This is a genomic window from Ruegeria sp. ANG-S4 (genome assembly GCF_000814005.1).
Lineage (GTDB): Bacteria > Pseudomonadota > Alphaproteobacteria > Rhodobacterales > Rhodobacteraceae > Ruegeria.
The window spans coordinates 637306-663254 of record NZ_JWLK01000005.1 but is presented as its reverse complement, the minus strand read 5'-3'; the positions used below and the strand labels follow the sequence as shown (position 1 = coordinate 663254).

Genomic DNA, 25949 nt, shown 5'->3' with positions numbered 1-25949 from the left:
TGGCACCAACGCGGGTGCAAGTTTGTCAGCGAATATTGCGACCAGGGCACGGGCCGATGATCATTGCATGTCGCACAATCGTGCCCAAACTGATCCAACCAGCTTAGGCGCGACTTTGCAACAGCATCAATTGGGCGAAAAAAGGATCGGGACGCTACGACCGCCGACGCCGACGGCGGCCAAATTTCTCCTCGTCACCGCCTCCGGTGTTGAACGAGGGGGCGGGCAGGGTGACGACCTGAGCCAGTTCCGGGAAAGGATCGGTTTTGTGCGGGATTGCATTGGCGGCGACAAAGTGATCCTGAAATTTCGGCTCGATCGCCGTCTCAACCTTTGTGATCTCACGCACGACGCGTTCGATTTCCGCCCGTGCGCTGATGTTGCACAGCGCAATCCGCGCGCCTGTGCCCGCCGCGTTTCCGGCGCTGGACACCTTTTCCAGCGGCGCATCGGGGATCATGCCCAGCACCATCGCGTGTTTGGTCGAGATATGGGCACCAAATGCACCAGCCAGAACGACGCGATCCACGCGGTCAACTTCCATCTCGTCCATCAGCAGGCGGGCACCGGCGTAAAGCGCGGATTTCGCAAGTTGGATTGCGCGGATGTCGCCTTGCGTGACCGTGATGCGCGGACCACCTTCGGCGCTGGCGTCGTGGATCAGATAGGCATGCGTGCGCCCCTCGGGCACGCTGCGCTGGGTGCCGGTTTGTTCGGCCGAGCCAATCAGTCCGCTTTCGTCCAGCAATCCGGCAATGCGCATCTCGGCCACGGCTTCGATAATGCCCGAGCCGCAGATGCCGGTGATACCGGTTGTTGCAATGTCCTGATCGAATCCATCTTCGTCAGACCACTTGTCAGAGCCGATGACGCGAAAGCGGGGCTCTTTGGTGGCTGGATCAATTTCGATCCGTTCGATCGCACCGGGGGCCGCGCGTTGGCCCGAGCTGATCTGGGCGCCCTCAAAGGCCGGACCGGTTGGGGATGAGCAGGCCAGAACCCGGTGCGTGTTACCCAGCAGGATTTCCGCATTGGTGCCGACATCGACGATCAGAACCAGATCGTCTGATTTACCGGGTTCTTCGGACAGGGCAACGGCAGCACAGTCTGCCCCCACGTGACCGGCAATACAGGGCAGAATGTAAACCTGGGCCCGCGGATTCATGGTGGTCAGATCCATTTCACGGGCGGGTAGGGACATGCTTTCGGAGGTTGCCAGCGCAAACGGGGCCTGACCCAGTTCAACCGGGTCCAGCCCCAGCAGCAAATGATGCATGACCGGGTTGCACACAAACACGGTTTCCACGATGAGCGCAGCGTCAATTCCCGCTTCTTCAGCGATTGAGGTGGTCAGGTCGTTGATTGCCTCGCGTACCGCCCTTGTCATCTCCTGATCCCCGCCGGGGTTCATCATGGCGTATGAAACGCGGCTCATCAGGTCCTCACCAAAGCGAATCTGGGGGTTCATCAGGCCGGACGAGGCCTTGACCTCACCCGTTTCCAGATCGGTCAGGTGGGCGGCGATGGTGGTCGACCCGAGGTCGATCGCCAACCCGTAAAGACCCTGTTCATGCAGGCCGGGCCAGATTTCGACCACGCGGGCAACGCTGTCCTTGTGGCCTTTGTGAACGGCGACGGTGACTTCCCATTTTCCCTTGCGCAATACCGGCTGCAATTTGGACATCAATGACAAATCAGCCGTAACGGCGTCGATGTTCCACTGTTCGCGCAACGCACGCTCCAACCGTTCAAGATCACCGGTGGGGGAGTGCATGTCGGGTTCCTCGACCACGACGAAATACAACCGCGTGGCCGGGTCCATTGTGATCGCACGCGCAGCAGCGGCCTTGCGGACAACCTGTCGATGCACCTGGCTTTCCGGCGGCACGTCGATCACCACATCGCCCTGAACCGACGCCTGGCAGCCGAGGCGGCGACCGGGTTTCAAGCCGCGTTTGTCGTCATAGCGCTGCTCGACCGCGTTCCATTCGCTCAGCGCGTTTTCAGACACTGTGACGCCGTGCTTGGGAAACTCACCATAGCTGGGCGTGATCTGGCATTTCGAGCAAATCCCGCGCCCGCCGCAGACCGAATCCAGATCGACACCCAACTGCCGTGCAGCGGTCAGAATCGGCGTGCCAACGGGAAAGTGCCCGCGTTTGCCCGATGGGGTAAAGACGACAAGAGGATCGGTGGTCATTGATGCCTGCCTTTTGATATTCGCGCGTGTTGGGCGCAAGATATGGGTTTGAGCGAAAAGGGAAAGGGCTGTCAGCGGCACGATTTGCACGGCTTGCGTCGTTTTCCGCCGTGGCATCCGCGCGCGGACTGCAACAACTTGGCGGCGGGGGCTTTTCCTTGGGGCAAATCCATGTAATAGGGTCACCGCCAAACGGGCTTTTGCATGAGGTTATCGGATGCAGATTCGTGAGGCACTCACCTTTGACGACGTTCTCTTGGTTCCGGGCGCATCTTCTGTGCTGCCGGCAACGGCGGACACCACCACCCGCGTGACGCGGGCGATCTCGATGAACATCCCGCTGTTGAGCTCGGCGATGGATACCGTGACCGAGGCGCGTATGGCCATTGCAATGGCGCAGGCGGGCGGGATTGGCGTGGTACACAAAAACCTGTCAGTTGAAGAACAGGCCCGCGAGGTGCGCCGCGTCAAACGATTCGAGTCCGGCATCGTCTATAACCCGGTCACGCTCAAGGCAGATCAGACGCTGGCCGATGCGCAAGCATTGGTAGAGCGTTATAACTTCACCGGCTTTCCCGTCATTGACGATAGCGGGCGCGTGGTTGGCATCGTCACGAATCGCGATATGCGTTTTGCAACGTCGGCCGACACCCCGATCAAGGCAATGATGACGTCCGATAATCTTGCGATGCTGCAAGAGCCTGCAGATCTTGAAGAGGCAAAGAGCCTGATGCGCGCGCGTCGGATCGAAAAGCTCTTGGTCGTCGACGCGGACGGGAAACTGACGGGCCTGTTGACGCTCAAGGATACAGAACAGGCTGTTCTGAACCCAACAGCTTGCAAAGACCATTTGGGACGGCTGCGTGTGGCCGCGGCGACTTCGGTCGGTGACGCGGGATTTGAACGGTCCGAGCAGTTGGTGGACTCGGGCGTGGACATTATCGTCGTTGATACAGCGCACGGACATTCGCAGGGCGTTCTGGATGCGGTCAAACGGGCGAAAACCCTGTCGAACGAGGTGCAGATTATCGCCGGGAATGTTGCGACCGGCGAAGCTGCGCGCGCGTTGGTCGACGCGGGTGCTGACGCGATCAAGGTTGGAATAGGACCGGGATCAATCTGCACAACGCGGATGGTGGCCGGTGTCGGCGTCCCTCAGTTGACGGCGATCATGGACTGCGCCGCCGCCGCCGGTGATGTTCCGGTTATCGCTGATGGCGGCATCAAGTTCTCTGGTGACTTTGCCAAGGCAATTGCGGCGGGCGCCTCTTGCGCCATGGTGGGATCAATGATCGCAGGAACCGACGAAAGCCCCGGCGAGGTCATTTTGTACCAAGGCCGTTCTTTCAAGTCCTATCGTGGCATGGGCAGCCTTGGCGCGATGGCGCGCGGTTCGGCAGATCGGTATTTCCAGAAGGACGCGGCCAACGACAAGCTCGTGCCGGAAGGGATCGAAGGTCAGGTGCCCTACAAAGGTTCTGCCAGCGCTGTCATCCACCAACTGGTTGGTGGCTTGCGCGCGGCTATGGGATACACAGGCTGTGCAACTGTTGATGAGATGCGCAGCAACTGTAACTTCGTAAAAATCACCGGTGCGGGCCTCAAGGAAAGCCACGTGCATGATGTGCAGATCACGCGAGAAAGTCCGAACTACCGGGTTATGTGATCCTTTCAAACGCATGTAAACCAAAGCGAAAAATCGCGTTTTGGTTCAGTATTGGACTCGGTTATGACCCCTGCAGCCCGCATTCAGGCCTCGATCGAAATTCTGGACGAATATCTTTCCGGGATGCCGGTCGAAAAGGCCCTGACTGGGTGGGCGCGGCGCAGCCGGTTCGCCGGATCCAAAGACCGCGCCGCGGTGCGCGATCACGTGTTCGACGCATTGCGTTGCCGCAGGTCTTTTGCGGCCCTTGGTGGCACGGGCTCCGGTCGTGGATTGATGATCGGCGCGCAAAGGGCGGCGGGCGCCGATCCAAACCTACTGTTTACCGGTGAACGTCACGCGCCAGACACTTTAAAGCCAAGCGAAACCCCAAGAGACTTTGCGTCCGAAGCGGAACGGTTGGACATCCCGGAATGGCTTTGGCCCGAGTTTGAAAGCTCACTGGGGCGGGAGGCAAACGCCGCAGCGCGCGCATTGCAGTCCCGTGCACCGGTGCATTTACGTGTCAATCAAGCCAAGGGCGATCGCGAACAAGCCGCATCAGAATTGGCAGGGGAAGGGATTCAAACACGACCGCACCCGGCTTGCGATACTGCTTTGGACGTCACTGAAGGCGTGCGAAAGGTGGCCCAAAGTCGGTCGTACTTATCCGGCTTGGTCGAGTTGCAGGATGCCGCCAGTCAGGCAGTTGTCGCAGCCTTGCCCCTTCGTCCGGGGATGCGTGTGCTCGATTATTGCGCGGGCGGTGGCGGCAAGGCTCTGGCGATCGCCGCACGCCCCGAGCGCGTGCAAGTCTTTGCACATGACGCCAATCCGGACAGAATGCGGGATCTTCCAGTACGCGCCGAACGGGCAGGGGCCAAAGTCGCGATTGTGACCTCGGAACAGTTGCGCGGCCAAACTGCGTTCGATGTGGTTTTGACAGATGTTCCCTGTTCCGGAAGCGGGTCTTGGAGACGTTCTCCCGCAGGGAAGTGGGCACTGACCCGGGATAGGCTTGATAGTTTGGCGCAAACGCAACTCCAAATTCTCCGGGACGTTGTGCCCTTCGTGGCCGAAGGGGGCGTCTTGGCATATGCAACTTGTTCGATGCTAAGCATCGAAAACGATGAAATCATCGACGCGTTTGTTGCCGAACGTCCGGAATGGGGGCGAACGTGGCGAAAACAATGGCGAGTGTCCGAGGGAACAGATGGGTTCTATTCTGCCCACTTGGTGAGGAAAAACTAGGTTAAACAACTAAAAATAGAATTAGTTGTCTTGTTAGGTTAATGCGTCGTTAACTATTAAGGCTCATGACTGGTCAAAAAGACCTCAACCTGAGCATTTGATGTTAAATACTTCCACAGTAACTATTTTTCGACCCCGCAGGTGGCGAACCGGTTTCCGACGTAGCATGGTTTTGACGGTCTTTGCGTTAACGCTTTGCTGCCTACCTTTCCTGAAAATCGTCCCTCAAACCTGGTCTGCAGGTTTCTTTGCCGTGGGTCTTACGTTTCTGGCCTCTGTGATGTTTGTCCAATTACGTCAGTTGATCGACACCCGGGCCGAGGGTCGCGTTCATCACGTCCTGAGAACACTCGCGGAACAGGAAACAGACGCTTGTTTTTTCGCAGACAGTTCAGGCAAAATCTCATTTGCCAATTCCGTTGCACGAAGCCGTTTTGGGGCTGAACCGGGCGGGCGGTTGGATCACTGCCTTCGATCCTTGTTCGCAAATCCCCCCGCAATTCTGTTGCGCCTTCAATCCAAGGCGCTTGGCCGAGGCAGCGCACGAGAAGATGTGGCAAACCGCGACTGGGTAATTCCGGTCAAGTCCACCTGGCTGGGCGGCGATCTGTTTTTCTGGCGCATAAGTCCCGAAACCGAGCAGAGATGGAAATCCGTCGCGATCCCGGTTCTGTCGTTGGGCCGAAGCGATGTCGTCGTCGGAAGCAATGACGCCGCACAGCGCCTTTTTGGTCGCCCGGCCGAATTGTCTGAGGTTTTGCCGCATGGATCGCAACGAGAGGGGTGCCTGGCTCCTGTACGCACAAAAGATGGCGACCGCTCGGCAGTTGTGTCAACGCTAAGACATAACGGCGCTGAACGTGATCTCATTATCCTGCCGGTTTCAGGTGATCCAACGGGCCATTCCGGCGTATCCTACCAAAACCTGCCGGTTCCCATGATGAGGATATCAAGGCACGGCGAGATCGAGGAAATGAACAGCCCTGCGGCGCGCTTGATCGGCGAAGACCTGTCTGGAAAAGCAAGTATTTCAGATGTCATGCAGGGACTCGGTCACTCAATCGAGGATTGGCTGGCGCGAACGGTGGAACAGGACCTGCCCCCACAATCCGAATTCCTGCGCCTTTCGCGGAAAGATCAGGAGGTCTTTGTGCAGGTCACATTATCCAAATTTGTTAACGACGGCCGGGTGGGCCTTATCGCTGTTCTGAATGATGCGACAGAGTTGAAGACGCTTGAGGCGCAATTCGTGCAGGGGCAAAAAATGCAGGCGGTTGGTCAATTGGCGGGGGGCGTTGCCCATGATTTCAACAACCTTTTAACTGCAATCTCAGGGCATTGCGACCTTTTGCTGCTACGGCACGATCAGAACGATCCGAATTACGGTGATCTGGTTCAAATCAACCAGAACGCAAACCGGGCGGCGGCGCTTGTCAGCCAGTTGCTGGCGTTTTCGCGCAAACAGAACCTTCGACCCGAAGTGTTGGACCTGCGCGATACGATTTCTGATCTCATCCATCTTTTGAACCGACTGGTTGGCGAGAAAGTCCGCCTGGTCCTGAGCCACGATCCCATTCTCAAACCCGTACGGGCGGACAAACGCCAGCTTGAACAGGTCTTGATGAACCTTGTTGTCAACGCGCGCGACGCGATGCCCGAAGGCGGGGACATCCGGATCGAAACCGAAGTGCTGCTGCTGGACCAGCCCATGGCACGCAGCCGTGCAACGGTCCCGCCCGGAGAATATGTCACCGTCAAGGTCATAGACAGCGGTGTCGGTATCCCTCCGGACAAAGTTCAAAAAGTGTTCGAGCCGTTTTACACGACCAAGCGAACAGGCGAGGGGACCGGATTGGGCCTGTCGACCGTGTACGGCATCGTCAAACAAACCGGCGGCTTCATTTTTGTCGATAGCATCCCGAACCGCGGTACCGAATTCACCGTGTTCCTGCCGGTCTGCTGTACACCAAAGGCCCAGGCGCCAACGCATTCCGAAATGCAGCCTGAACAAAGCCCGCGCCAGGGCGAAGGCGTTGTGCTTTTGGTCGAGGATGAGGCCCCGGTGCGCGCTTTCGCCACGCGAGCGTTGCGCTTGAAAGGCTACACTGTGCTCGACGCGGCATCCGCCGAAGAGGCGTTACGCCTCTTGGAAGACAAGAACCTGACCGTTGATGTCTTTGTTACGGATGTCGTAATGCCCGGTATGGATGGCCCAACATGGGTTCGACGGGCTTTGGAAACGCGCCCGGATGTCCGGGTAATCTTCATGTCCGGTTATACAGAAGGTGCGTTCGGTGAGACCGTCCCGGAAATTCCGAACTCGACTTTCCTGCCCAAACCATTTTCCCTGACACAGTTGACCGAGGCCGTGTTTCAGCAACTCAGTTAAGGCTTCATTGCGCAGAGTCGTGAAGCCTGAAATCGTCAGAGTGCACTGCCATGTATCGTTTGCGCATATCATCACTCAGGTCCAGCGTCCGCTTGGGGGACACGTTCAAACGTGGCGGATTGATCTCGCATCTCAAACGTTCTTGCAGGAACGCCAGGATCTTGTCCTGACTTTCGTACCGAAACAAATGCGTGACACCTGCACCATTGCTTCGAGGCTGAAAGAACGCCGCCTGGGTGCCGAAATCCGCAAAAGCCGGACGGCGAGGCGACAGATAGGCGCGAACGAACGCGTCAAAGCTCAGATCGTGCGTTGCATTCGGATGGCCGATCAGCTCTGCTCGGCTGCGATAGCGATACCAACTGCCCAGCCAATCAATGGGTTCGCGCACGATGCCCATGACCTCCATCTCTGCATCAAACATCTTTCGGAACATGTTCTGGAAAAACCGATCAAACCTGCGAACGGTGAGATGCTTTAATTCCGGGGGGTTGGTTACGACCAAATCGGCGCGATCGCTCAGGGCTGCTTGATACGCTGTGCTTGCGGTCTTGGGCGCAGAAAGAAGCACAAGGCGCTCTTCAAAAAAAACAAGCATTTAGCAGACGACCTTCAATGCAGTTGCTCTTCCAAATTGTCGTAAACGACTCCTTAACACAATTGCCCAACATTGGATTTCAGAAGTTTTTGTTGAAATGTTCTCTTTTTGGTCCCATAAGGAACAAGAGGCGAACAAAGCAGCGATTGCCGCCCGTTCAAGGGTGTGACAAAAGGGATAGTGACAGGACAATGGCGGATCTTCTGACGATGAGCGACAAGAAAAACGCAGACAAGCAAAAGGCGCTCGACAGCGCGCTGGCACAGATCGAACGGCAGTTCGGCAAGGGCTCGATCATGAAGCTGGGCGAAGATGCCAAGCAGGACATCGATGCCAGCTCGACCGGCTCACTGGGTCTGGATATCGCACTGGGGATCGGTGGTCTGCCGATGGGCCGGATTGTCGAGATTTATGGGCCGGAAAGCTCGGGTAAGACCACGCTGACGCTGCACTGTATTGCAGAGCAACAGAAACGCGGCGGGGTCTGTGCGTTTGTCGATGCGGAACACGCGCTGGACCCGCAATATGCCCGCAAGCTGGGCGTCGATCTGGACGAACTGCTGATTTCGCAGCCGGATACCGGCGAGCAGGCGCTGGAAATCACTGACACGCTGGTGCGGTCGGGTGCTGTGAATATGGTCGTGGTTGACTCGGTGGCGGCGTTGACGCCGAAATCCGAGCTTGAGGGCGACATGGGTGACAGCAATGTCGGCGTGCAGGCCCGGCTGATGAGCCAGGCGATGCGTAAGCTGACCGGATCAATCAGCCGTTCGAACTGCATGGTGATTTTCATCAACCAGATCAGGATGAAAATCGGCGTCATGTTCGGTAGCCCGGAAACAACAACCGGTGGCAACGCGCTGAAATTCTACAGTTCGGTCCGTCTGGACATTCGTCGCATCGGCGCAATCAAGGATCGCGACGAAGTGGTCGGCAACCAGACCCGCGTCAAAGTGGTGAAAAACAAGGTCGCGCCGCCATTCAAGCAGGTGGAATTCGACATCATGTATGGTGAAGGCATCAGCAAAATGGGCGAACTGCTGGATCTGGGCGTCAAAGCTGGCGTGGTCGAGAAATCCGGCTCGTGGTTCAGCTATGGCGATGAACGGATCGGGCAGGGGCGCGAGAACGCCAAGCAATACCTGCGCGAAAACACCCGCGCGGCGCTAGAGATCGAGGACAAGATTCGGGCCGCGCATGGTCTCGACTTTGACATGCCGCCAGAGGCTGAAGAAGACGACATCCTTGAAGCCTAGGTGGCACGTTCGAAATTTGCGGGACACACCGGCGTATCGCCAGTGACCCAGGAGACATGAACAGGGCGGTCCGGCGGGCCGCCTTGTTTATTTCCGGAATGCCTCGCCTGTGGACACTCTGTTGGGACAGCGATAAACCCGTCCCTGATTACGATTAATGTGCGTCGAGAGAGCCCAAATGCCCACGCTGAACGATATCCGATCAACATTTCTGAACTATTTCGCAAAGCAAGGGCACGAAGTGGTGGCATCCAGCCCTCTGGTCCCGCGCAATGATCCAACGCTGATGTTCGTCAACTCTGGCATGGTTCAATTCAAGAACCTGTTCACAGGTGTCGAAACCAGAGACTATCAACGCGCCACAACGGCACAAAAATGTGTCCGGGCAGGGGGCAAGCACAACGACCTGGACAACGTCGGGTATACGGCCCGTCACCATACTTTTTTCGAGATGCTGGGCAATTTTTCGTTCGGCGACTATTTCAAGCCCGAAGCGATCCCCTTTGCGTGGGAGTTGATCACCAAGGAATTCGGGATCGACAAAAACCGTCTGCTCACAACGGTTTATCACACCGACGACGAAGCCTTTGAAATCTGGAAGAAAGTTGGGGTGCCCGAGGATCGGATCATCCGGATCGCCACAAGCGACAACTTCTGGCAGATGGGGCCGACGGGCCCCTGCGGTCCGTGCACCGAAATTTTCTATGATCACGGCGATCACATCTGGGGTGGCCCGCCCGGATCAGCAGACGAAGATGGCGACCGCTTCATCGAAATCTGGAACGTGGTTTTCATGCAGAACGAGCAGTTTGAGGACGGCTCGATGGTCGAACTGGATATGCAGTCGATCGACACAGGCATGGGGCTGGAACGGATCGGCGCATTGCTGCAGGGCAGTCACGACAACTATGACACCGACCTGTTTAAAACCCTGATTGAGGCATCCGCCGACGCGACGGGCGTTGATCCGTACGGCGATCAGAATGTGCACCATCGGGTTATTGCGGATCATCTGCGATCCACGTCTTTTCTGATCGCGGATGGGGTCATGCCGTCCAATGACGGGCGCGGGTACGTGCTGCGCCGAATAATGCGCCGCGCCATGCGCCATGCCCATCTGCTTGGGGCAAAGGATCCGGTTATGCATCGGCTGGTGCCGACCCTGGTGCAGCTCATGGGCGCGCAGTACACGGAATTGGGACAGGCACAGGCACTGATTGAAGAAACGCTGTTGCTTGAAGAAACGCGCTTCAAGCAGACTCTGGATCGCGGCCTGAAGCTGTTGGATGACGAAGTGTCCGGCTTGTCGGAAGGGGCAGCCCTGCCGGGGGATGCGGCCTTTAAGCTGTATGACACCTACGGGTTTCCACTGGACCTGACGCAAGATGCCTTGCGCGAAAAAGGTCGCACCGTTGATACCGATGGGTTTGACGCAGCTATGGCCGAACAAAAGGCCAAGGCGCGTGCGGCTTGGGCCGGATCCGGGGAATCCGCTGATCAGGCAGTCTGGTTCGACGTTCTCGACGCGGCGGGCGCCACTGACTTCCTTGGATATGATACAGAGAAGGCCGAGGGCCAAGTTGCAGCGTTGGTTGTTGATGGCGCGATGGTCGACAAGATCGAACAGGGCGGCAGCGGATGGGTCGTCGTTAATCAAACACCTTTTTATGGCGAAGCAGGCGGTCAGATCGGCGATACCGGAGAGGTTCGCCGTGTCGAAAACCTTCAGGATGTGGCCACTGTCGAGGACACGCGCAAGTTTGCAGACGGCAAAGTCTATGCGCATCGCGTGACTGTCCGTCAGGGCGAAATCTCGAAGGGTGACGCGGTAGAGCTGGAAGTTGATCACGCGCGTCGCACGGCCATTCAGGCCAATCACTCGGCAACGCACTTGCTGCATGAAGCCTTGCGCGAAACGCTTGGCGATCACGTGGCCCAACGCGGATCGCTGAACGCTGCAGATCGGTTGCGGTTTGACTTCAGCCACTCAAAGGCGCTGAGCCTTGAGGAAATCCAAAAGGTAGAACGTGAAGTTAATGGATTCATCCGTCAAAACTCGGCAGTTGAAACACGTATCATGACTCCGGACGATGCCCGCGAACTGGGTGCGCAGGCCTTGTTCGGTGAAAAATACGGAGACGAGGTGCGCGTTGTTTCAATGGGCAAAGCGCCGACCGGCAAGGGGCAGGACGGCGAAACCTGGTCCATCGAACTGTGCGGCGGTACCCATGTGCGCCAGACAGGCGATATTGGCACCTTTGTTGTTCTGGGCGACAGCGCCAGCAGCGCAGGTGTGCGCAGGATCGAGGCGCTGACCGGCGAAGAAGCTTTCCAATATTTGTCAGCACAGGATCATCGCTTGGCGCAAGTCGCCTCCGAGCTCAAGGCTCAGCCGGACTCGGTGGTAGACCGTGTGAAGTCGCTGCTGGAAGAACGCAAGTCGCTCCAACAGGAAGTCGCTCAACTGCGCCGCGATCTGGCAATGGCCGGTGGCGCGGGGCAGGGCGGCGGTGCAGAGGCGCGAGATGTCGATGGCGTGCCTTTCCTGGCGCAAGCTTTGTCCGGTGTCTCGGGCAAGGACTTGCCCGCGTTGATTGATGAACACAAAAACCGGTTAGGATCGGGGGCGGTTCTGCTGATTGCGGATACGGGCGGCAAAGCCGCAGTGGCAGCGGGTGTGACCGACGACCTGACCAACCGCGTTTCGGCAGTCGACCTGGTCCGCGCCGCCGTGTCTGAGTTGGGCGGCAAAGGCGGCGGCGGTCGTCCGGATATGGCTCAGGGCGGCGGCAAGGACGCGGCAAATTCAGAGGCGGCGATCAAAGCCGCAGAAAAGGTTCTGGGAGGATAAAATGGCAGCACTTTGGATCGCGCATGTTTCGGTGACGGATGCCGAGGCTTATGGAAAATACGCCGAGCTGGCTGGACCTGCTCTTGCCGCTCATGGCGGCGAATTCATTGCAAGGGCTGCGCGGTATGTTCAACTTGAAGGTAAGGACCGCCCCCGCAATGTAATCGCGCGTTTCCCTTCGGTTGAGGCCGCAGTCGATTGCTATAACTCCCAACAATACCAATCGGCCCTGGAACACGCACGCGGCGCGAGCGAGCGGGAATTGGTCGTGGTAGAAATCACCGAGTGAGAATCACCGCAGAGTTAACGTAACGTCGCTCCGCTGCGTTGAGCTCGGGATTGCTGGGCCAACGTGGCGGGAACGGACATTGTCGACTTCGCGGCTTAAAAATGCCTTTTATCAGTATCTTAACATCGATTCTTTCGTCGTCATCGGTGATCTGAAATCACAAATGTGTCCGGCTTTGCCATTTTGTTGCACGGAAATGGCCACCAAAAGTGACGAAATTCCGCCGTTTTTCCCCGTAACCTTGACTGCAGATTGCGTATTGGCCACGGTTTAGGAATAGTTTCCGAAAATTGGTTGTGGTCCTGAGTTACGCCGATCGATTGGATGTCACAGGATCGAGGGACAGGCATGATACCCGTTGCGAACGTACTGGACGCTTTTTTGAAGCGCACTGAAACCTTCCGCTGGCGTACAGCGTTGGCAGCGGCTGTATTAGGAAGCTCCGTCCTTGTCGGTTCAACAGCTTCGGCAACTGGCTCTGCCTTCATTTCAAGCGTTTCTGCTTCGCCGCCGCCGTCCGGTGCCGCGCAGCTGTGCCGCCAATATTCATGGGCCTGTGCGCACAAGGCCTCGGTTACCATGTCAAGCAGTCAGGAACTGCGCCTGGTCAAGGAAATCAACAACCGGGTGAATCGCTCTACCCGCGAAGTCACGGACCAGCGGCAATACAAAACCCGCGAGTTCTGGGCATTGCCGACGTCCCTCGGCGGCGACTGCGAAGATTTCGCTCTGTTGAAAAAACGGGATCTCATCAAAGCAGGTATCGACCCACGCAAGTTGCTGCTGGCAACTGTATTGGACAGCCGCCGGAACGCGCATGCCGTGTTGGTCTACCGTTCCAGCCAGGGCGATCTGGTTCTCGACAATCTCACCAACCGAATAAAGCCGTGGAACGCAACGCGGTACTTGTTCCTGCGGATGCAAGACCCGAACCAGCCCCGCAATTGGGTGGGCGTTTACGGACGCAGCTGATCACGCACGGCGCTTTGGCGCGCTGGAACGAACCAAAACCTGACAAAGAAATTGGGGCGGTCGCTTAAGCGAACCGCCCCATAGTTTGATTGAATGTCTGCGAGCTTCGGATCAGCGGTTGTCCGCGATGCGATCCTCTCTCGAGCGGTCTCGAGATTCCTTCGCGGCTTCTCTATGCTCCTGAGCTGCAGCGCGGTATTTCTTGGCAGCAGCAGTTGCACTTTGAGCGCCTGCTCGAGACTGTTTGGCCCAAGCGCGATGTGCCTTCGCATCTTCAGCGATTTTCCGTGCTTTTTCCCTCGCAAGTTTTGCACCTTTTTTGTCGCCAGCTTTCTGCCTTTTTTTGGCGTCTTCAAAAAGATCTTTAGCCGTTTGCCGAAGCTCTTTGGCTCCATTCCTATTTCTTTTGGCGTCTTCGCGGAACTTCTTTGCAATTTCCCGCTCTTTCTTAGCTTTGGAGCGATTCTCTTTAGCTTTTTTGCGCTCTTCTTTAGCGTCCTTCGGGTTGTCGTCCTTCGGATCGTCGTCCTTTGGGTCGTCGTTCTTCGGATCATTATCGCGCGGTGTATCGTCATCATCCGGATCGTTGGTGTCCGGCGTATCGTCATCATCCGGATCGTTGGTGTCCGGCGTATCGTCTCCGCCTGGGTTATTGTCGCCTTCGGAACGTTCATCGGACGGGCCATCGCCAGAGCGTTGAGCGTTCACACCGATCGATGCCGTTGGAATGTCTGTCAGGACGGCTGCGAAGGCCGGGCACTCGATCAACGTCTGTTCCAGAATGCTTTCAAAGTCTGCGCGACGCTGAATGTACTTCAGCATGCGCGAGCTGACGACGTCACAGGCGCAGAGGGTGTTTGCCGATACAGATTGTTTTGCTGTTGCGACGGTGCACATCGCGCTTGCAGGTGTTGCACTGATGAATGGCAGGGTCGCCGAAACAAAAACTGCGGATAAGATACTAGATTTGATGCGCATCGCGCTACTCCTTGGAACTCTTTACTAACTCGGTCCGTTTATAGACCCTGTGATTCTAGTTGGCAGTGAACAACGTCACAGTTTGGTCATAAATACACCTTTCTGCGGCCGGAATTACAAGAATGGCCAAAGGTGATCGACTTAAAATTTACTCCCTTCAAAGTTGATTATCTTGCAAAAACAAATAGAAAACCCGGCTCGAGGCCGGGTTTTGCGTTTGTGCGAATTTTTCTTAGGCGAGCAAAAATGTCACAAACATGGCATTGTTCTCGCTGTGGCAACAGTTTTAAGCGGATTTTGCCATGCGCTTGCGTTCATGGGGGTCCAGGAACCGTTTCCGCAAGCGGATTGCATTCGGGGTAACCTCCACCAATTCGTCATCGTCGATATAAGCTATCGCCTCTTCCAACGAAAATTGGACATGCGGCGTCAGCCGCACCGCATCGTCCGATCCGCTTGCGCGGACATTTGTCAGCTTCTTGCCCTTTAACGGGTTCACTTCCAGATCGTTATCGCGAGAGTGTTCGCCGATAACCATCCCCTGATAGACTTCCGCCTGGGGCCCGACAAACATCCGGCCGCGCTCTTCCAGGTTCCAAAGGGCATAGGCCACGGCCTGGCCTTTCTCCATCGAAATCAGAACACCGGCGCGACGTCCCGGGATCGGTCCTTTGTGGGCGGCCCATCCGTGGAACACACGGTTCAAAACACCAGTGCCGCGGGTATCAGTAAGGAACTCGCCATGATACCCGATCAATCCGCGCGACGGGACATGAGCAATAATTCGGGTTTTTCCAACCCCGGCCGGACGCATTTCGACCAATTCGCCCTTGCGTGCACCTGTGACCTTTTCGATCACCGCGCCCGAGAATTCATCATCGACATCAATTGTGACTTCCTCGACCGGCTCCATCCGTTGGCCGTTTTCGTCGCGAAACAAAACCTGCGGGCGCGAAATGCTCAGCTCAAACCCTTCGCGCCGCATGTTTTCGATCAGCACGCCCATCTGCAATTCGCCACGACCCGCGACTTCGAAGGCTTCGCCACCGGGTGTATCGGTGATGCGGATCGCCACGTTGGACTCGGCCTCTTTCATCAGGCGATCGCGAATGACCCGAGATTGCACTTTTTTTCCGTCGCGCCCTGCGAGCGGTGAGTCATTGATTCCGAACGTGACAGTAATTGTTGGCGGATCGATCGGCTGCGCCGGCAGAGCCTCGTCTACCTGAGGGGCGACCAGCGAATCCGCCACAGTGGCTTTGCTCATGCCCGCAATGGTGACGATGTCACCCGCTTCGGCCACGTCGATTGGCTGTTGCGCCAGACCCCGGAAAGCAAGAATTTTTGAGGCGCGGAAATTCTCGATCAAAGTTCCATCACGGGACAGCGCCTTGACACTGTCGCCGGCTTTCAAGGTACCGCTGTCCACGCGGCCGGTGAGAATGCGGCCAATGAACGGATCACTGCCCAAAGTCGTTGCCAACATGCGGAAGGGTTCGTCCTTGCGTTCGGCCTGTTTGGGGGCCGGGACGTGATCGACGATCAGGTCGAACAATGCGGTAAGATCAGTACGTGGCCCGTCCAGTTCCATGTCGGCCCAGCCAGAGCGGCCCGACGCGTACATCGCGGGGAAGTCCAACTGATCATCATCGGCGCCTAGATTGGCAAAAAGATCAAAACACTCATCCAAAGCCCGGTCCGGCTCGGCATCCGGTTTGTCCACCTTGTTCAAAACGACGATGGGACGAAGACCCAGCGCCAGCGCCTTGGATGTCACGAATTTGGTCTGCGGCATCGGACCCTCGGCTGCGTCCACCAGAAGCACGACACCGTCAACCATGCTGAGAATCCGTTCAACCTCGCCGCCAAAGTCCGCGTGGCCGGGTGTGTCGACAATGTTGATCCGGGTGCCTTTCCATTCGACGCTTGTAGCCTTGGCAAGAATCGTGATCCCGCGTTCCCGCTCAAGATCGTTGCTGTCCATGGCACGTTCGGCCACGGTCTGGTTTTCCCGAAACGCGCCGGATTGTTTGAGCAGTTCGTCAACCAGGGTCGTTTTGCCGTGGTCCACGTGAGCAATGATTGCGATGTTGCGCAGGTCCATGAGAGGTCAGCCTTTGAACGGAAGTTGGCCCGGCGCATAACGCGGGCCACGCAAAGATACCAGCCCAAACCGGCGATTAGTGCCCCGTCGTTGCGGAAAACAGATGGATGACCAGAATACCGCCTAGAATCATTGCCAGGCCAAGGATTGCGGGCCAGTCCAGCCGCTGACCAAAAACCACAAACCCAATCAGGGCAATCAGCGCAATCCCAAGCCCGGACCATATGGCGTAGACAACGCCCACAGGCATCACTTTGAGCGTCAGCCCCAACAGATAAAATGCCAATCCATAAGCCACGATCACCAAAACCGACGGCCAGAACCGCGTGAATTGCTGGCTGGCTTGTAGGGCGGTGGTTCCGATGGTCTCTGCCGCGACGGCCAATAGCAGGATCAGATATACATGGGGCACGGCGAAATTCCTGATGCTGGGGTTTGCCTCGTTTGAACACGCGACAAAGCAATCCGGCAAGGCATTTCATTCGTGCAATTGTTCACCTTGAATTCACCAAGGTCAGGTAATCCCTACTATGCTTAACGTTGGCGGCCGTGCTACCAACAACAATTATTGCGTTAATTCATTTATTTGAGTTTGGGAAAATGACGATTTTTGCAAAATCTGTCATTGGTGTTTCGGTGTTGATCGTGGCGCTTGGGTGGCTTGCAGACGGGGGGTCCGTCGACATAGATGCAGCCAAAAATGTTGAACGGTTATTTGGTATCTCGGTTTAAGCGCCAGTTCTACCGAGACAGAAAAAAAGGAGCTCAAAAGCTCCTTTTTTTTGGTCTACTGCTTTTCGATCGCTTTCAGTCGCGATCTGTGCTTGGTCAACCGTTCTACGACAAACTGGCGGGCTTTGCGTTCCGCCAAACGCACGCGGATTTCGGTCAGGAACGCCTCTTCCAACGACTGGGACGCCGCACCCAGAACTTCACCGACTTCGACAAAGAAACGATCTTCGCCGGTCTCGTCCATTACCTTCATCGTGTCTTCGGCCAGTTTGGCGGCAAGGGTGGTAATGGTGTCAGACATTATCGTGTCGTCTCGGTCAGGCGGCGTTTAACGTAGCCGGTCACATCAGTCATCAACGTGTCCATATGGCGATCCTGGAAGAAGTGATCCGCGCCTTCGACTTCGTTATGCGTGATTGTGATGCCTTTTTGTTCATGCAGTTTGCTGACCAACGTAGTGGTGTCCGCAGGCGGTGCGACGCGGTCGGCTGATCCGTTGATGATCAGGCCGGATGACGGGCAGGGCGCCAGGAACGAAAAGTCATACATGTTTGCGGGCGGTGAAACACTGATAAAGCCTGTGATTTCGGGGCGGCGCATCAGCAATTGCATCCCGATCCACGCGCCGAAGGAAAAGCCCGCAACCCAGCAGTGTTTCGAGTTGTTGTTCATCGATTGAAGATAATCCAACGCCGAGGCCGCATCGCTTAGTTCACCGACGCCCTGATCGTATTCGCCCTGACTGCGTCCGACACCGCGAAAGTTGAACCGCAACACGGTAAAGCCCATGTTGTAAAACGCATAATGCAGGTTATAGACCACCTTGTTGTTCATGGTCCCGCCAAATTGTGGGTGCGGATGCAGAACGATGGCGATCGGTGCGTCTTTTTCCTTTTGCGGGTGGTAGCGGCCTTCCAGGCGGCCTTCGGGTCCGGGAAAAATCACCTCGGGCATATGGGCTTTGGTCCTGTCTTTTTCTCGTTGGCGCCCGGATACACTTGACTGCTAACCCTGGCCACCTTAGAACGGTTCTAATTACGACGCTTTCGCGTGTTGCGCTGTCAGTCGGAGATACGCACTGGCTGCGGCGGCGTCAATGTTTTCGCACCGTTCTTGCCGTGAGGGGATGAAATGAAGCTGTCGACCAAAGGCCGTTACGCAATGGTCGCCCTTGCGGATATCGCGCTCCAACCGTCAGACAAGCTTGTGACATTGGGTGAAATCTCGGACCGGCAGGACATATCATTGCCCTATCTGGAACAGCTGTTTGTCAAGCTGCGGCGGGCTGAATTGGTGTCTTCTGTGCGCGGTCCGGGTGGTGGATACAGACTGGCACGTCCGGCGTCGGATATTCGTGTTGTCGAAATTTTGTCCGCCGTTGATGAAACTGTAGACGCAATGCACAAAGGGGCCGGGGCATCGGGCGGGTCGTCGGGCAGCCGGGCCCAGTCCCTGACGAATCGATTGTGGGAAAGCCTAAGCGCCCACGTTTATGTGTTCCTGCATCAGACAAGATTGTCTGACGTGATCCGTAATGACCTTGCCCCTTGCCCGGCCGTGCCGAGCCTGTTTGCCGTAGTTGACGAGTGATCCGTTGAAGAAACCCGACATCTCTGCAATCGAGAGCTGTTTGCCGACAAAGATGAATCCATGACACGTGTTTATCTTGATCACAACGCCACAACACCGCTGAGGCCCGAGGCCCGCGCGGCGATGATTGCGGCGATGGAACTATGTGGAAACCCGTCGTCCGTCCATGCGGAAGGGCGTGCCGCCAAGGCGCTTGTCGAAAAGGCACGGGCGCAGGTTGCAACGGCCTTTGGCGCGGATGGCGCAGACATCATCTTTACTTCTGGCGCGACCGAAGGTGCGGCGTTGGCCTTGGGCGGACGTCATCTGCAGGGTGCAGCCATTGAACATGATGCCGTCCGGGCCTGGACGGAAGAGGTTCTGCCGGTGGCTGCTGATGGTTCAGTCGATGTGACTGATCCATCCCGGTCTACGTTGCAGCTTGCCAATTCCGAAACCGGGCTTGTGCAACAATTGCCCGCCGGGCTTGCAGTGACGGATGCAACGCAAGCTTTCGGGAAGCGGCCCGTTGCGTTCAATTGGCTGGGCGCACAAATGGCGCTTGTTTCCGCGCATAAGCTTGGCGGGCCCAAGGGCATTGGCGCTGTCGTTGTGCAGCGCGGCACCGAGTTGGCCGCACAAATCAAGGGCGGCGGGCAAGAGATGGGGCGCCGTTCAGGAACCGAAAATGTCATTGGAATTGCAGGTTTCGGGGCTGCAGCTGAAGCAGCCGCGCAAGACCTTGCCAATGGTGTTTGGGAAAAGGTTGCAGAAATTAGAAATATTCTAGAAAACGCCCTTGAGGCTGGATCGGAAGCGACTATTTTTGTCGGGAAAGATCAGCAACGCCTGCCAAACACCTTGTGTTTCGCAACGCCGGGTTGGAAAGGCGAGACTCAGGTCATGCAGATGGATCTTGCCGGTTTTGCGATCAGCGCGGGATCGGCGTGTTCAAGTGGCAAGGTGCGCGCCAGCGCGGTCCTGACCGCGATGGGATATGATGAAGCGACGGCAGCCGGTGCGATCCGTGTATCGCTGGGGCCGGAGACGACAGAAGAAGATGTGCTGCGGTTCGCCGAAACGTGGCTCGGAAAAGAGAAAAAGCATCGCGCACGTGCCGCGTGATCTGACGGAGGGTGTTACATGGCCGCTTTGGACCAGACCCAGGTAAAAGAGGGTGTCGATCAGGAAACCGTTGATGCGGTTCGCGAGGTCAGTACCTACAAATATGGCTGGGAAACCGATATCGAGATGGAATACGCGCCCAAGGGTGTGAATCCGGATATCGTCCGTTTGATCTCGGAAAAGAATGAAGAGCCCGAGTGGATGACCGAATGGCGTTTGGCCGCGTTCGAGCGCTGGACACAGATGGAAGAACCCCAGTGGGCGATGGTCAGCTATCCGAAAATCGATTTTCAGGATCAGTATTATTATGCCCGTCCGAAATCGATGGAAGAAAAGCCCAAGTCGCTGGATGAGGTCGATCCCAAGCTGCTTGCGACTTACGAAAAGCTGGGTATCCCGCTGAAAGAACAGATGATTCTGGCCGGTGTCGAAGGGGCCGAGGATGCCCCGGCCGAAGGACGCAAGGTCGCTGTCGACGCCGTTTTTGACTCGGTTTCGGTCGGAACGACATTTCAGGAAGAGCTGAAGAAAGCCGGTGTCATCTTCTGCTCGATTTCCGAGGCGATCAAAGAACATCCCGAGCTGGTCAAGAAATACCTGGGCACTGTGGTTCCCGTTTCCGACAACTTCTATGCCACGCTGAATTCCGCCGTCTTCTCGGACGGTTCGTTCGTTTACGTCCCGCCGGGTGTTCGCTGCCCAATGGAATTGAGCACCTATTTCCGCATCAACGCAGAGAACACCGGTCAATTCGAGCGTACTTTGATCATCGCAGACAAAGGCTCTTACGTCTCTTACCTCGAAGGGTGCACAGCACCGCAGCGTGACACCGCGCAGCTGCACGCCGCTGTCGTCGAAATCATCATCGAAGAAGACGCCGAGGTTAAATACTCGACCGTCCAAAACTGGTTCCCCGGTGACGAGAACGGCAAGGGCGGGATTTATAACTTCGTGACCAAGCGCGCCGATTGTCGGGGCGATCGGTCCAAGGTGATGTGGACCCAGGTTGAGACAGGGTCAGCCGTGACGTGGAAATACCCCTCCTGCATCCTGCGTGGCGATGACAGTCAGGGTGAGTTTTATTCGATCGCGATCGCCAACAACTATCAGCAGGCGGATACCGGCACGAAGATGGTGCATCTGGGCAAAAACACCAAATCGCGGATTGTTTCGAAAGGGATCAGTGCCGGCAAGGCGCAAAATACCTATCGCGGGCTGGTGTCGATGCACCCCAAAGCAAAGGATTCGCGCAACTATACCCAGTGCGACAGTCTTCTGATCGGCGACAAATGTGGCGCGCATACAGTGCCTTACATTGAGGTGCGCAACAACTCGTCACGGGTCGAACACGAAGCGACGACATCCAAGGTGGACGACGATCAGCTGTTCTATTGCCGCCAGCGCGGCATGGACGAGGAAGAGGCTGTGGCGTTGGTCGTCAACGGGTTCTGCAAGGACGTTCTGCAGGCGCTGCCGATGGAGTTTGCCATGGAAGCGCAGCAGTTGGTGGCGATCAGTCTTGAAGGCTCGGTGGGCTGACCCCCGGTTTCTATCTGAACATTGAGACAATCGGGGTCGCACGGCCCCTTGCGATACGCAAAAGGACAAAAAATGCTGGAAATCAAAGACCTGCACGTCAGACTTGAGGAAGAAGAGAAGGAAATCCTTAAGGGCGTGGACCTGACGGTTGAGGCTGGCAAGGTTCATGCGATCATGGGTCCGAACGGATCGGGAAAATCGACCCTGAGTTACGTTCTGTCAGGCCGGGATGGATATGAAGTGACCGAAGGCTCGGCGCAGTTGGAAGGTGAGGATCTTCTGGATCTGGAACCCGAAGAACGCGCGGCAGCCGGACTTTTTCTGGCTTTTCAATACCCGGTCGAAATTCCCGGTGTCGGAAACATGACGTTTCTGCGGACTGCGGTGAACGCGCAACGCAAAGCACGCGGAGAAGAAGAACTTTCGGCAGCGGAATTCCTCAAAATCATCCGCGAACGCGCCAAGGCGCTCAAGATCGATGCAGAGATGTTGAAGCGCCCTGTGAATGTCGGCTTCTCGGGTGGCGAGAAGAAGCGGAATGAAATTTTGCAGATGGCGATGCTGGAACCCAAGATGTGCATCTTGGACGAAACGGACTCGGGTCTGGACGTGGACGCGATGAAGCTGGTCGCCGAAGGCGTGAACGCACTGCGCGGAGAAGGGCGCAGCTTTTTGGTTATCACGCACTACCAGCGACTGCTTGATCACATCAAACCGGATGTTGTGCACATCATGGCCGATGGTCGCATCGTGAAGTCCGGCGGTCCCGAACTGGCGCTGGAAGTCGAAAACAACGGTTACGCAGATATTCTGGCCGAGGTGGACTAATGGCATTGCCCCAAGCGAAACAGACGGCAACCGAAGAGCGGTTGGCCGCTCTGACCATGCCGGACGCCGGATGCACCCGTAAAGCGCGCGAAGCGGCTCTGGCGCGTGTGCGCGAAATGGGTTTGCCGGGACGGCGCGATGAGTACTGGAAATACACCCGACCGGACACGCTGGTGTCGACCGCGGCGCCGGAAGCGGCAGTTTTCAATGCCGATGAGCCTTCGATGTTCCATGAATTCGATCGTCTCAAGATCGTGTTCATCGACGGTGTCTTCAGCCCTGAGGAATCCGACGATCTGGAGCTGGAGGGCGTCACGATTGACCGGCTGGAGGACATTTGCTGCAAAGACATCCATTGGGCCAAAGAGTTGTACGGCGTTCTTGAAGCAAACGGCCAAGACCCGGTGCAACGCCCGCTGGCCGCATTGAATACCGCCTTTGCCTCGGACGGCGTGGCCATTCATGTGACTGGAAAGCCGACCAAGCCGATCAGCTTGAACTATCGGCACGCGTCCGAAACATCGGACGCAATTCTGCACCATATCGTCCGCGTTGAAACCGATGCGGAAGTCACCATTCTGGAAAGCGGTCCGGCGGCGTCGCGCTTCAACAAGTGCATGGAGATCGACATTGCCGACGGCGGCACGCTGCACCACGTCCGGGCGCAAGGTCGCGATCATCAGCGCCGTGCTGCCACGCATATGTTTACCCGAATGGGGCAGGAATCGGTCTATAAATCGTTCACGCTCACGGTAAACGGCGTTCTGACGCGCAACGAGCAGGTGGTCGAACTGACCGGTGACGATGCGGTTGCTCATGTGGCCGGTGCATGCGTCGGGGATGGCGACTTTCACCATGACGATACTGTGTTCATCACCCATGATGCCGTGAACTGCGAAAGCCGTCAGGTGTTCAAGAAAGTGCTGCGAAATGGCGCGACGGGTGTGTTCCAGGGCAAGATTCTGGTCAAGGAAGGCGCGCAGAAGACCGACGGGTATCAGATTAGCCAGTCACTTCTGCTGGATGACGACAGTCAGTTCCTCGCCAAACCCGAGTTGGAAATCTACGCAGACGATGTCGCGTGTTCGCATGGCTCGACCTCGGGCGCGATTGACGAAACAGCGTTGTTTTATTTGCGCTCGCGCGGGGTTCCTACGGATGATGCCACTGACATGCTGACCTTGGCGTTCCTGGCCGAAGCGGTAGAAGAGATCGAGGATGACGGATTGGCCGACGTGATCGTATCGCGTTTGCAAGATTGGCTGGCACGCCGACGCTGATGCCTGTTACGCAGGATATCGTCGCCACATACCGAGGTCCGGGCCGTGTCGTACGCCGATTGCTGGACATGGGCCCGCGCGAAGACCGGGCATTGGCGTTCGTCATGATCGCCTGTGCAATCGTGTTCATCGCAGACACACCGCGCTTGGCCCGCGAGGCTCATGTGACCGGGCAGGAGCTGAATGCTCTGCTGGCGGGCGGATTGTTCGCCTGGGTGATTTGTATGCCCTTGGTTCTTTACCTTCTGGCCGGGCTGACACACCTCATAGCGCGGATTTTCGGTGGCAAGGGTGATTGGTTCGGCGCGCGCCTGTCTCTGTTCTGGGCCCTGTTGGCGACTGCACCGCTGATCCTGTTGAATGGTTTGGTGGCTGGATTCATAGGGCCGGGACCCACGCAAACTGCGACGGGCCTCTTGTGGTTCCTTGTCTTTTTGTGGTTTTGGATGTCGGGTTTGATCCGAGCAGAAGGTCGCGCCGCATGAATACCTTATCCTTGCGTTCTTTGATCACAACGACCGTGACAAATCCGGCCCTGGCCGCCCGTCAGCTGATGTCGTTGAATCTTGGGCGCGAAACCCTGTGGCTTGCCTTGGCACTGGCGGTGGTTCTGAACGCCCTGATGCATGTGCTGTCCAACATTCTGACGCCTTTACAGGATCCTGACATACAAGGGTTGACCAACTCGCTTGTGGTGTTCGTCGTCGTTGTCGGCGGTGGTCTGGTGCTGTCCATAGCTGCGTTCTACCAGGTGGGGCGCAAGATGGGGGGCACGGCCTCATTCAATGACATGATGATCGTCATGGTCTGGCTGCAGTTTCTGCGCGTGTTGGTGCAGGCCATCAACATCGTGGTGTTGATCGTTGCACCGGGTTTACTTGCCATTTTGGCCATCGGGATTTTCCTGCTGGGCCTCTACATCACCGTGCATTTCATAGATCAGGCCCATCGCTTTGACTCACCGCTAAAGTCGCTGGGAGTTCTGGTCCTGTCTGCGCTTGCTATCGCCATCGTTATCACAATCCTGCTGTCGCTGGTCGGCGGGTCGATTCTGGGGTTGCCCGCCAATGTATGACGTTCAGAAAATCCGCGCTGACTTTCCCATCCTGTCCCGGGAAGTGAACGGCAAACCACTGACCTATCTGGACAATGGGGCATCGGCGCAAAAACCCCAGGTCGTAATCGACGCGGTTACCCAAGCGTATTCTCAGGAATATTCCAACGTCCATCGCGGGTTGCACTTCCTCTCCAATCTCGCGACCGAGAAATACGAAGCTGTGCGCGGGACGGTCGCCCGCTTCTTGGGCGTGTCGAAAGAGGACGAGATCGTTCTGAATTCAGGTACCACGCAAGGGATCAATCTGGTCGCCTACGGTTGGGCCATGCCGAGATTGCAAGCCGGTGACGAGATCGTGCTGAGCGTCATGGAGCATCACGCCAACATCGTTCCATGGCATTTTCTGCGCGAACGTCAGGGTGTTATCCTGAAGTGGGTCGATGTCGACGCAACGGGCCATCTGGACCCGCAAGCCGTCATTGACGCAATTGGTCCGCGCACAAAGCTGGTGGCGGTGACACATTGCTCGAACGTTCTGGGCACAGTTGTTGATGTAAAAGCGATCACGCAAGGTGCGCACGCCAAGGGTGTGCCCGTCTTGGTTGATGGCAGCCAGGGCGCGGTTCATATGCCTGTCAATCTGGATGAGATCGGCTGCGATTTCTATGCGATCACAGGCCACAAACTGTATGGTCCCTCGGGATCAGGTGCGATCCACATCAAGTCGGAACGCATGGCCGAGATGCGCCCCTTCATCGGTGGCGGCGACATGATCAAAGAGGTTTCCCAGGACAGGGTCATTTACAACGATCCGCCCATGAAATTCGAGGCAGGCACGCCCGGCATTGTGCAAACGATCGGCATGGGCGTTGCATTGGATTACATGATGGATCTGGGTATGGATGCCATCGCATCCCACGAAGCGGATCTGCGCGATTACGCCATGAAACGTTTGACCGGCCTGAACTGGCTTCAGGTTCAGGGCACCACAACGACTAAGGCAGCGATTTTCAGTTTTTCGCTCGACGGGGCAGGGCACGCGCATGACGTTTCAACCATTCTGGACAAGAAAGGTGTGGCCGTCCGCGCGGGTCATCATTGTGCCGGGCCGCTGATGGATTTTCTTGGTGTGACTGCCACCTGTCGGGCGAGTTTCGGCCTGTACAACACCAAAGCCGAGGTCGATACCCTGATCGACGCGCTTGAACTGGCGCATGATCTTTTTGCTTAACTGGGATCAGAAACCCTCTCGGGGCACACGCATTTTCAGTTGCACCCCGTTTCGA

23 protein-coding genes are annotated in these 25949 nt (G+C 56.8%); 16 read left to right on the top strand and 7 right to left on the bottom strand.

Annotated elements, in window-relative coordinates; all coding sequences use genetic code 11:
• Nucleotides 1-154: 154 nt before the first annotated feature.
• A complete protein-coding gene (locus RA28_RS16180; RefSeq protein ID WP_039531742.1) occupies nucleotides 155-2200 on the bottom strand; it encodes an ASKHA domain-containing protein in 2046 nt (681 codons plus the stop codon).
• Between the two features lie 217 nt (nucleotides 2201-2417).
• Between RA28_RS16180 and guaB the strand changes: the two genes are divergently transcribed.
• From guaB to RA28_RS16165, 3 genes are all read left to right on the top strand, one after another.
• Nucleotides 2418-3866 carry an IMP dehydrogenase gene (gene guaB, locus RA28_RS16175; protein ID WP_039530814.1) on the top strand — a complete coding sequence of 483 codons (1449 nt, stop codon included), beginning with the start codon at nucleotides 2418-2420 and terminating at the stop codon, nucleotides 3864-3866.
• A 63-nt stretch (nucleotides 3867-3929) separates the two neighbouring features.
• Nucleotides 3930-5096, top strand: coding sequence for an RsmB/NOP family class I SAM-dependent RNA methyltransferase (locus tag RA28_RS16170; protein ID WP_039530812.1), 1167 nt, complete (start codon nucleotides 3930-3932; stop codon nucleotides 5094-5096).
• Nucleotides 5097-5196: 100 nt separating this feature from the next.
• Nucleotides 5197-7485 carry an ATP-binding response regulator gene (locus tag RA28_RS16165; protein ID WP_039530808.1) on the top strand — a complete coding sequence of 763 codons (2289 nt, stop codon included), beginning with the start codon at nucleotides 5197-5199 and terminating at the stop codon, nucleotides 7483-7485.
• Between the two features lie 4 nt (nucleotides 7486-7489).
• Here RA28_RS16165 and RA28_RS16160 read toward each other — a convergent pair whose 3' ends face one another.
• Nucleotides 7490-8083, bottom strand: coding sequence for a hypothetical protein (locus RA28_RS16160; RefSeq protein WP_039530805.1), 594 nt, complete (start codon nucleotides 8081-8083; stop codon nucleotides 7490-7492).
• A 191-nt stretch (nucleotides 8084-8274) separates the two neighbouring features.
• Here RA28_RS16160 and recA point away from each other — a divergent pair, with 191 nt between their 5' ends.
• The 4 genes from recA (at nucleotide 8275) to RA28_RS16135 (ending at nucleotide 13451) form a co-directional block, all read left to right on the top strand.
• Nucleotides 8275-9339, top strand: a complete 1065-nt coding sequence (gene recA, locus RA28_RS16155) for a recombinase RecA (protein WP_039530803.1) — start codon at nucleotides 8275-8277, stop codon at nucleotides 9337-9339.
• Between the two features lie 178 nt (nucleotides 9340-9517).
• Nucleotides 9518-12190, top strand: a complete 2673-nt coding sequence (gene alaS / locus RA28_RS16150) for an alanine--tRNA ligase (RefSeq protein ID WP_039530800.1) — start codon at nucleotides 9518-9520, stop codon at nucleotides 12188-12190.
• 1 nt (nucleotide 12191) lies between these two features.
• Nucleotides 12192-12479, top strand: a complete 288-nt coding sequence (locus tag RA28_RS16145; RefSeq protein ID WP_039530797.1) for a DUF1330 domain-containing protein — start codon at nucleotides 12192-12194, stop codon at nucleotides 12477-12479.
• Between the two features lie 324 nt (nucleotides 12480-12803).
• The gene (locus tag RA28_RS16135) at nucleotides 12804-13451 is read left to right on the top strand and encodes a transglutaminase-like cysteine peptidase (protein WP_342585424.1); all 648 of its coding nucleotides are present in this window, start codon (nucleotides 12804-12806) and stop codon (nucleotides 13449-13451) included.
• A gap of 111 nt (nucleotides 13452-13562) precedes the next feature.
• Here RA28_RS16135 and RA28_RS16130 read toward each other — a convergent pair whose 3' ends face one another.
• From RA28_RS16130 to RA28_RS16115, 3 genes are all read right to left on the bottom strand, one after another.
• The gene (locus RA28_RS16130; RefSeq protein WP_152612097.1) at nucleotides 13563-14429 is read right to left on the bottom strand and encodes a hypothetical protein; all 867 of its coding nucleotides are present in this window, start codon (nucleotides 14427-14429) and stop codon (nucleotides 13563-13565) included.
• A gap of 286 nt (nucleotides 14430-14715) precedes the next feature.
• Nucleotides 14716-16533 (bottom strand): translational GTPase TypA, encoded by a 1818-nt coding sequence (gene typA / locus RA28_RS16120; protein WP_039530786.1) that lies wholly within the window; start codon nucleotides 16531-16533, stop codon nucleotides 14716-14718.
• Nucleotides 16534-16609: 76 nt separating this feature from the next.
• Nucleotides 16610-16945: a DMT family transporter gene (locus RA28_RS16115; RefSeq protein ID WP_039531738.1), complete on the bottom strand. Its 336-nt coding sequence runs from the start codon at nucleotides 16943-16945 to the stop codon at nucleotides 16610-16612.
• Between the two features lie 188 nt (nucleotides 16946-17133).
• On the opposite strand from RA28_RS16115, the gene RA28_RS23060 reads away from it, so the two are divergent.
• Entirely contained in the window at nucleotides 17134-17265 is a 132-nt protein-coding gene (locus tag RA28_RS23060; protein WP_275041386.1) for a hypothetical protein, read from the top strand.
• A 55-nt stretch (nucleotides 17266-17320) separates the two neighbouring features.
• On the opposite strand, the gene RA28_RS16110 is transcribed toward RA28_RS23060, so the two are convergent.
• A complete protein-coding gene (locus tag RA28_RS16110) occupies nucleotides 17321-17566 on the bottom strand; it encodes a hypothetical protein (protein WP_039530784.1) in 246 nt (81 codons plus the stop codon).
• Nucleotides 17566-18219: an alpha/beta hydrolase gene (locus RA28_RS16105; protein ID WP_039530780.1), complete on the bottom strand. Its 654-nt coding sequence runs from the start codon at nucleotides 18217-18219 to the stop codon at nucleotides 17566-17568. Before RA28_RS16105 ends, RA28_RS16110 begins: the two co-directional genes overlap by 1 nt.
• 177 nt (nucleotides 18220-18396) lie before the next feature.
• On the opposite strand from RA28_RS16105, the gene RA28_RS16100 reads away from it, so the two are divergent.
• From RA28_RS16100 to RA28_RS16065, 8 genes are all read left to right on the top strand, one after another.
• Nucleotides 18397-18855, top strand: coding sequence for an Rrf2 family transcriptional regulator (locus RA28_RS16100; RefSeq protein WP_039530777.1), 459 nt, complete (start codon nucleotides 18397-18399; stop codon nucleotides 18853-18855).
• 60 nt (nucleotides 18856-18915) lie between these two features.
• A complete protein-coding gene (locus RA28_RS16095) occupies nucleotides 18916-19959 on the top strand; it encodes a cysteine desulfurase family protein (protein WP_039530775.1) in 1044 nt (347 codons plus the stop codon).
• 18 nt (nucleotides 19960-19977) lie between these two features.
• Nucleotides 19978-21498, top strand: a complete 1521-nt coding sequence (sufB, locus tag RA28_RS16090) for a Fe-S cluster assembly protein SufB (RefSeq protein WP_039530772.1) — start codon at nucleotides 19978-19980, stop codon at nucleotides 21496-21498.
• Nucleotides 21499-21570: 72 nt separating this feature from the next.
• Nucleotides 21571-22326, top strand: a complete 756-nt coding sequence (gene sufC / locus RA28_RS16085; protein ID WP_039530769.1) for a Fe-S cluster assembly ATPase SufC — start codon at nucleotides 21571-21573, stop codon at nucleotides 22324-22326.
• Nucleotides 22326-23606, top strand: coding sequence for a SufB/SufD family protein (locus tag RA28_RS16080; protein ID WP_039530766.1), 1281 nt, complete (start codon nucleotides 22326-22328; stop codon nucleotides 23604-23606). Before sufC ends, RA28_RS16080 begins: the two co-directional genes overlap by 1 nt.
• Nucleotides 23606-24091 (top strand): YIP1 family protein, encoded by a 486-nt coding sequence (locus RA28_RS16075; protein ID WP_039530763.1) that lies wholly within the window; start codon nucleotides 23606-23608, stop codon nucleotides 24089-24091. Before RA28_RS16080 ends, RA28_RS16075 begins: the two co-directional genes overlap by 1 nt.
• Nucleotides 24088-24681: a YIP1 family protein gene (locus RA28_RS16070; protein ID WP_052261483.1), complete on the top strand. Its 594-nt coding sequence runs from the start codon at nucleotides 24088-24090 to the stop codon at nucleotides 24679-24681. Before RA28_RS16075 ends, RA28_RS16070 begins: the two co-directional genes overlap by 4 nt.
• The gene (locus tag RA28_RS16065) at nucleotides 24674-25894 is read left to right on the top strand and encodes a cysteine desulfurase (RefSeq protein WP_039530760.1); all 1221 of its coding nucleotides are present in this window, start codon (nucleotides 24674-24676) and stop codon (nucleotides 25892-25894) included. The genes RA28_RS16070 and RA28_RS16065 overlap by 8 nt, the downstream gene beginning before the upstream one ends.
• The last annotated feature ends 55 nt before the right edge of the window (nucleotides 25895-25949 follow it).

Bases quoted from the DNA above. Each gene is read 5' to 3' on its own strand.
- RA28_RS16105 (WP_039530780.1), bottom strand. From the start codon at position 18,219: ATGCCCGAGGTGATTTTTCCCGGACCCGAAGGCCGCCTGGAAGGCCGC.
- RA28_RS16180 (WP_039531742.1), bottom strand. From the start codon at position 2,200: ATGACCACCGATCCTCTTGTCGTCTTTACCCCATCGGGCAAACGCGGG.
- alaS (WP_039530800.1), top strand. From the start codon at position 9,518: ATGCCCACGCTGAACGATATCCGATCAACATTTCTGAACTATTTCGCA.
- sufB (WP_039530772.1), top strand. From the start codon at position 19,978: ATGGCCGCTTTGGACCAGACCCAGGTAAAAGAGGGTGTCGATCAGGAA.
- guaB (WP_039530814.1), top strand. From the start codon at position 2,418: ATGCAGATTCGTGAGGCACTCACCTTTGACGACGTTCTCTTGGTTCCG.
- RA28_RS16110 (WP_039530784.1), bottom strand. From the start codon at position 17,566: ATGTCTGACACCATTACCACCCTTGCCGCCAAACTGGCCGAAGACACG.
- RA28_RS16130 (WP_152612097.1), bottom strand. From the start codon at position 14,429: ATGCGCATCAAATCTAGTATCTTATCCGCAGTTTTTGTTTCGGCGACC.
- RA28_RS16170 (WP_039530812.1), top strand. From the start codon at position 3,930: ATGACCCCTGCAGCCCGCATTCAGGCCTCGATCGAAATTCTGGACGAA.
- RA28_RS16075 (WP_039530763.1), top strand. From the start codon at position 23,606: ATGCCTGTTACGCAGGATATCGTCGCCACATACCGAGGTCCGGGCCGT.
- RA28_RS16160 (WP_039530805.1), bottom strand. From the start codon at position 8,083: ATGCTTGTTTTTTTTGAAGAGCGCCTTGTGCTTCTTTCTGCGCCCAAG.
- RA28_RS16095 (WP_039530775.1), top strand. From the start codon at position 18,916: ATGACACGTGTTTATCTTGATCACAACGCCACAACACCGCTGAGGCCC.
- RA28_RS16070 (WP_052261483.1), top strand. From the start codon at position 24,088: ATGAATACCTTATCCTTGCGTTCTTTGATCACAACGACCGTGACAAAT.
- typA (WP_039530786.1), bottom strand. From the start codon at position 16,533: ATGGACCTGCGCAACATCGCAATCATTGCTCACGTGGACCACGGCAAA.
- RA28_RS16165 (WP_039530808.1), top strand. From the start codon at position 5,197: ATGTTAAATACTTCCACAGTAACTATTTTTCGACCCCGCAGGTGGCGA.
- RA28_RS23060 (WP_275041386.1), top strand. From the start codon at position 17,134: ATGACGATTTTTGCAAAATCTGTCATTGGTGTTTCGGTGTTGATCGTG.
- RA28_RS16145 (WP_039530797.1), top strand. From the start codon at position 12,192: ATGGCAGCACTTTGGATCGCGCATGTTTCGGTGACGGATGCCGAGGCT.
- RA28_RS16135 (WP_342585424.1), top strand. From the start codon at position 12,804: ATGTCACAGGATCGAGGGACAGGCATGATACCCGTTGCGAACGTACTG.
- RA28_RS16100 (WP_039530777.1), top strand. From the start codon at position 18,397: ATGAAGCTGTCGACCAAAGGCCGTTACGCAATGGTCGCCCTTGCGGAT.
- sufC (WP_039530769.1), top strand. From the start codon at position 21,571: ATGCTGGAAATCAAAGACCTGCACGTCAGACTTGAGGAAGAAGAGAAG.
- recA (WP_039530803.1), top strand. From the start codon at position 8,275: ATGGCGGATCTTCTGACGATGAGCGACAAGAAAAACGCAGACAAGCAA.
- RA28_RS16065 (WP_039530760.1), top strand. From the start codon at position 24,674: ATGTATGACGTTCAGAAAATCCGCGCTGACTTTCCCATCCTGTCCCGG.
- RA28_RS16080 (WP_039530766.1), top strand. From the start codon at position 22,326: ATGGCATTGCCCCAAGCGAAACAGACGGCAACCGAAGAGCGGTTGGCC.